Raw genomic sequence first — 5,108 nt, forward strand, 5'->3', positions numbered from 1 at the left:
CCTCCTGCAACGCCTCAACCGGGACGGCCGCGGCACCCGCGTCGAGTTCCACCCGCTCAACCAGTCCGGCGTCCCGCGCCCCCGCCAGCGGGACGTGTCCTTCCGCAGCCTGAACGTGCGCCAGTGGGACCGCATGGTCCAGGCGTGGGCGGCCGGCGACGAGGAGGCCATGGACGCGGCCTGGTTCGACGGCATCACCGCCGACCTGGGCTCCGACTACGGCTCCTACGAGTACGTCATGAACATCGGCTTCGCCGCCTGACGGGCACGGCCGCCGCGGCGCCGGCCGCGTCGACTCCCGCTCCAGCCCTCGACGAGCGGCGTACCCCACGCTTGCGTCCACGCCCCCGGCGCACGGCAGCAGCACGCGTGGCGGGAGCCCGACGGACGAGGGGAACGCGATGCCGCAGAGGCCGGACGCCACGGCGACCGACATCCAGGACGTGGTGCGCACGTCGTACCGGACCCGGCGGCCGCGCGTGCTGCTGGTCACCGCCGGCCCCGGCTGCGGCAGGACGACCCTGCTCGACCTCCTGGCACGACGGACCGACGCCGCGGGCGGACAGGTGCTCCGGGCCGCCGCGCGACCGCACGCGGGACCCTGGCAGGTCCTGCGTGAACTGACCGGGGGCCGGGCGGAGTTCGCCCGCAGCCTCGCCCTCGCCGAGGACCGCGCCTGGCACCCGGACACCGCTGCCGCCGCGTTCCGCGCCGACCTGGACGCGCTCGCGAGAAGCGGCCCGGTCCTGCTGTGCGTCGACGACGTCCGGCGGGCGGACCCGCAGTCCCTCGCCCAGCTGCGCGCCCTCGCCCGGCGCATGCCCGCGGGACCCGTCGTGCTGGTGGCCACCGCGGCCGGGCACGACACCCGGTGGGAGGAGCTGTTCACGCTGCCGGTCCTGCGCCGCCCGTACGTGGAACGCGCGCGCCTGGCCCTGCTGACCACCGCGGACGTGGAACGGATCCTGCGCGCGGAGCGGCACGTCGACGGGCCGGACGTTCCCCGCGCCGCCGCCCGCCTGCACCGGCTCAGCGGCGGCAACCCCGGGCTGCTGCGGGCGCTCCTCGCGGAGAACGCCGCGTTCCAGCACCCTTCCTGCGACGGCCCGTTCGCTCGCGCCGTCGGCGACTGCCTGCACGCATGCGGCCCCGAGGCGGTCGCGGTCGCCCGCGCTCTCGCCGTCCTCGGCGACCGGCCGCTCGACGCCTCCCTCCTGGAGGCCATGGTGGACGGCGCGGCGCCCGCGGCGCTGGCCGGCCTCGCCGCGCTGCGCGGCAGCGGACTCCTCGACGGACTGGGCCGCAGAGAGCCCGCCGTGCGCGCGGCGGCCCTCGCCGGCCACGACCTGAGGTCACGGACGCGGCAGTGGTGGCGGGCCGCACACGCGCTGCGCGCCGTGCGCGCCACCCCGTCCGAGGTCGCCGCCCCGCTGCTCGCACTGATGGCGGACGATCCCGGCGAACGCCCGCGGGACCGGGACCTGGAACTGATGTCGTGTGTCGCGCAGGACCTGTTCGAGCAGGCGCACGGGCTGCGGGAGGGCGGGGACGGTGCCCGCGGCATCACGCTTCACCAGGCGGCCCGGCGGCTGGCCCAGTGCGCGGGAGCCGCGGCGGCCCGGGAGCCCAGGACGCTGCGGGAGCCGAAGGCGCTGCGCGGGCAGGGACCGGGGATGCCGGGGATCGCGCACGCCCGCGCCGTCGAACTGGCCGGTTGAGCACACACCGGCCCGAACCCCGGGCCGGCCCGAAAAGGGTCAGGCGGAGTCCTGCTGCGGGTCCTCGTACGCGTCGGTGATCTTCGACTCGACCTCTGCGAACACCGTCGCGCCCCGGTCGACGGAGAGGTCGATCGTCGTGAGCACGGACGACAGCACGACATTGGGCAGGAAGTGGCGCAGCAGTACCGACGTCCGGTGGTCGAGGTCCGCGTAGCTGCTGACGGCCTGGGACATCGAGTGCACGCCCGCGTACGCACCGACCAGGAGCTCGGCCGTCTCCGCCGGCACGACGTGCGGCAGCAACTCACCCTGTGTCTTGGCCGCTTCCAGCAGATCGGTCGTGCCCACGCTCCAGTCCTTGAAGAAGGCTCCGCGGTTGAGCTCGGTCGCCTGCTGGTCCATGGCGAGCCGGACGCCCGCGCGCACCAGCGGGTCGTGCTGGAGCCGGTAGGTCTGCAGCAGCACCGTGTCGGCGAGCTCCTGCATCCTGCACGCGCGCTGGGGAACGGAGCCCATGCGGCGGCCCTGGGCGTCCATCACGCCGTACGCCAGCTCCGCCTTCGACTGGAAGTGGAAGTACAGCGCGCCCTTCGTCACCCCCGCGGTGCGCAGGATGTCGGTGATCGTGGCGGCCTGGTACCCGCGCTCCTCGAACACTGTCGCGGCGGCGGACAGGATGTTCCGTCGCGTGCGGACGGCGCGGTCCTGCTTGGCCATGTGATCCCCCACCTTCCGATCGCGTGCCGGGGAGGTCCCGTCGAAAAAAACCGTCAAGTTCGTATCTTAGCTGCTTCGTCGGCGGCTCAGCAGTCATGGGAGAGATCTCGTTGCCATGTTTCTCCTCTCAAGGCGGCGCGCCGGGGCGGAGATTGAGGCCGCGGACCGTTAAGAGTCCGTAAAAACGGCCTGGCTGGTTTGTTTTGTGATCACAAAATTGCGCACGCCCCATCTCTCTGAGCTGCAACTCTGCAAATTTGAGGCGTTTGTGGCTTCCGGGGGCGGGCGCTCACCTCCGTTGACAAACCGTCCGGCCTGTTTTTTACTTTCGCCCAAGAAGAAAAGCGCTCCGGCTGGGAGCAGCAGGCGAACGGGGAGACCTCGTGGACATCGACGTACTCGGCACACTCGCCGTACGGGAGCATGGCGTCTCGGTCACCCCGAGCGCGCCCAAACCCCGCCAGGTACTCGCTCTGCTCGCGTTGAACGTCAACCAGGTGGTTCCGGTCAGCGTGCTGACGGAGGAACTCTGGGGCGTGCAGCCGCCGCGCAGTGCCCGCCCCACCCTGCAGACCTACGTCCTGCAACTGCGCGAGCTCATCGGCGCCGCCCTGGCCCGCTCCGGCGACAGCGAGCAGCGCAGTGCCAAGGACGTCCTGATGACCGTCCCGGGCGGCTACCTCCTCAGGAGCGCCGAAGGCACCAGCGACGTCAAGGAGTTCGAGCGGCTCGCCGGGGCCGGCTACCGCGCCATGGACGGCGAGGACTACCCGGAAGCCGCCCGCCGGCTGCGCGACGCCCTCGCCCTGTGGACCGGATCGGCGCTGGCCGACATCCAGGCGGGCGTCCATCTGGAGCCCCAGATCAAGAGACTTGAGGAAAGCCGGCTGTGCGCGCTCGACCAGCGCATCGAGGCCGACCTGCGGCTCGGCCGGCACCGCGGGCTGCTCGCCGAACTGACCGTGCTCGTCAGCCGATACCCCACCCACGAGAACCTCTGCGGCCAGTACATGCTGGCCCTGCACCGCTCCGGTCGCCGCGGCGAAGCCCTCAGCGCCTACCAGCGGCTGCGCACGACCCTGGTGCGCACCCTGGGCCTCGAACCGTCGGCGCCTCTCGTCAAACTGCAGCGCGCCATCCTGGTCTCCGGGCCGGAGACCGCCGCCGCACCCGGCACCCTCGCCGAGCGCGCCGGGACGGTCGCCGCCGGACTCACCCGGGCGGGTTGAGGGGCCACGACGCGGCCCTTCCGCCGGGACTCCAAGGGCGCTCCAGACGAGCCGCCCAGCATGCACAGCACCTGTGCGCGTCAGCCGCGCACTTCGGAGGAGGGGCCTCATGTCGCAGCGGTGCGGGCGGTCCGCCCGGCACACCGTGTCCGTGGCCGCTCCCGCGTCGGTCGTCTACGGGCTGCTCGCCGACGCGCCCCGCTGGCCGCTGTTCCTGCCGTCCTGCGTCCACGCCGAACGCCTGGCCGCGGACGCCCGCACGGACCGGCTGACGGTATGGACCACCGCGGGCGGCCACGTGCGCCGCGCACAGTTGCGGCGCACCCTGCAACCCGCCGAGCGCACGGTCGACTTCGAGGAGACCACCGCGGAACCGGGCCCCGGGACGGTGGGCACCTGGAGCGTCGAACCCGAACACCCGCGTGGCGACGGGCGGTCGGCACTCACCCTGCACTGCGCATGGCCGCGCCCGGCGCCCGACGAGGACCCGCTCGCCCCGGCACGCCTGGTGCGCCGCCGGCTCGCCCAGGTCCGCGACGCGGCCGAACGGTGGGACACGCTCGACGAGTCGCTGCTGTCCTTCGCGAACAGCACCCGCGTCGAAGGACCCCCCGAACTCGTCTACGACCTCCTGTACCGCGCCGAGGACTGGCCCGACCTCCTCCCGCACGTCGATGCGGCCCGGGTCCGCGAGGAGCGGCCCGGAGTCCAGCACGTCGCCCTCGACCTCGGCGACCCGCTCACCGGAGAGCCGGTCACCGCCACGTCCGTACGCCTGTGCTTCCCGCACGCCGGCCGCATCGTCCACAAGGCGAGCGCCGGCCGGGGACCGGTCGCCGCGCACAGCGGCGAGTGGTCCCTCGAACCCGACGCGTCCGGGCTCACCGTGACCAGCACCCACCACGTGCTGCTGCGGCCCGCGGCCGACGCGGGCGCGGCCCGCCTGCGCGTGCGGGAGTGGCTCACCGGCACCGACCGGGAAACGCTCGACCTGATCAAGTGGCACGCGGAAAGTCCCGTACCGCGACTGAGATGACATCCACCGAGGACGAGGGGAGGCCGACGATGGTCCGTACGCCGTCGCCCCGGGCCACCGGACGGCAGCCGCGGGACGCGGCGCCGCACGCGCCGCGCCTCGAGGCGCTGCTCGGCGACCCCGACGACCCGGCCAACCCCTACGGCCGCGCCGCGCTCGCCTCCGCGCGGCGCGAGCAGAATCCTCTGGCCCACGACGATGTCCTGGCCCGGGCGGTGCCCTGGAGCGACGGCCCGCGCGCCGACGCCGACCGGCTCGTCCGCGTCCTGCGCCCCCTGCTGCGCCGCGACCTCGGCCTCGGTCACGCCTGGGCGACCCGGCTGCTGGGCGGCGCCCGGCCCCGCCCGGACGACGGCACCGGCGCGCTGCTCGGACCCGCGGCGCTGGTCGCGGCGACCGGCGGGG

General features: G+C 73.9%; 4 protein-coding genes and 2 pseudogenes. 5 read left to right on the plus strand and 1 reads right to left on the minus strand.

The window, feature by feature from the left end; genetic code table 11:
• Together K377_RS40550 and K377_RS40555 are read left to right on the plus strand one after the other, a co-directional pair.
• Positions 1-262, plus strand: a pseudogene (locus K377_RS40550) (transcriptional regulator); the annotation flags it as partial.
• Between the two features lie 139 nt (positions 263-401).
• Positions 402-1,718 carry an ATP-binding protein gene (locus K377_RS40555; RefSeq protein ID WP_111668652.1) on the plus strand — a complete coding sequence of 439 codons (1,317 nt, stop codon included), beginning with the start codon at positions 402-404 and terminating at the stop codon, positions 1,716-1,718.
• 39 nt (positions 1,719-1,757) lie between these two features.
• Here K377_RS40555 and K377_RS40560 read toward each other — a convergent pair whose 3' ends face one another.
• On the minus strand, positions 1,758-2,438 hold the full coding sequence (locus K377_RS40560; RefSeq protein ID WP_111668653.1) for a ScbR family autoregulator-binding transcription factor: 681 nt from the start codon (positions 2,436-2,438) through the stop codon (positions 1,758-1,760).
• A gap of 383 nt (positions 2,439-2,821) precedes the next feature.
• On the opposite strand from K377_RS40560, the gene K377_RS40565 reads away from it, so the two are divergent.
• The 3 genes and pseudogenes from K377_RS40565 to K377_RS40575 all read left to right on the plus strand — a co-directional run.
• The gene (locus tag K377_RS40565) at positions 2,822-3,667 is read left to right on the plus strand and encodes an AfsR/SARP family transcriptional regulator (RefSeq protein WP_111668654.1); all 846 of its coding nucleotides are present in this window, start codon (positions 2,822-2,824) and stop codon (positions 3,665-3,667) included.
• Between the two features lie 109 nt (positions 3,668-3,776).
• Positions 3,777-4,703, plus strand: coding sequence for an SRPBCC family protein (locus tag K377_RS40570; protein ID WP_111668655.1), 927 nt, complete (start codon positions 3,777-3,779; stop codon positions 4,701-4,703).
• A pseudogene (locus tag K377_RS40575) lies at positions 4,700-5,108 on the plus strand (hypothetical protein); the annotation flags it as partial. The gene K377_RS40570 and the pseudogene K377_RS40575, both read left to right, overlap by 4 nt.

Origin of the sequence: Streptomyces sp. PsTaAH-137 (assembly GCF_003259365.1) — a bacterium.
Classification (GTDB): Bacteria; Actinomycetota; Actinomycetes; order Streptomycetales; family Streptomycetaceae; genus Streptomyces.

What these genes read in the sequence shown, in the direction of transcription:
- K377_RS40560 (WP_111668653.1), bottom strand. Translation starts at nt 2,438, where the DNA reads ATGGCCAAGCAGGACCGCGCCGTCCGCACGCGACGGAACATCCTGTCC.
- K377_RS40570 (WP_111668655.1), top strand. Translation starts at nt 3,777, where the DNA reads ATGTCGCAGCGGTGCGGGCGGTCCGCCCGGCACACCGTGTCCGTGGCC.
- K377_RS40555 (WP_111668652.1), top strand. Translation starts at nt 402, where the DNA reads ATGCCGCAGAGGCCGGACGCCACGGCGACCGACATCCAGGACGTGGTG.